Origin of the sequence: Streptococcus mitis (assembly GCF_946188375.1) — a bacterium.
Classification (GTDB): Bacteria; Bacillota; Bacilli; order Lactobacillales; family Streptococcaceae; genus Streptococcus; species Streptococcus mitis_CX.
On the sequence record NZ_CAMHUS010000241.1, the window covers coordinates 1 to 234 of the forward strand.

Annotated in this window: 1 protein-coding gene; it reads right to left on the reverse strand. The window is 32.1% G+C overall.

Annotation, left to right across the window (positions count from 1 at the left end; all coding sequences use genetic code 11):
* Positions 1–52: 52 nt before the first annotated feature.
* Positions 53–234, reverse strand: a 182-nt coding sequence (locus N8M16_RS10180) for a hypothetical protein (protein ID WP_261070167.1), incomplete at its 5' end; no start/stop codon positions are given.

Genomic DNA, 234 nt, shown 5'->3' on the forward strand with positions numbered 1-234 from the left:
TGAGCGGCACAATAAATAATCTGATTATAAAGCCGGGTTATCCCGGCTTTATTTAATCAAGATGAACTGCTAGCTCTACTAAATTCTTATATGTTATTAGATAAGGTTCCAATTGAAATAATTCCTTTTCTGCCAAAATTGAATTTTCTTCTATTGTTAACTCCCGGACCCTATTAGAAAATTCTTTCACTAGTTTTATAGGGGGGTACGAGTAATTATAATTTAAATTTGGTC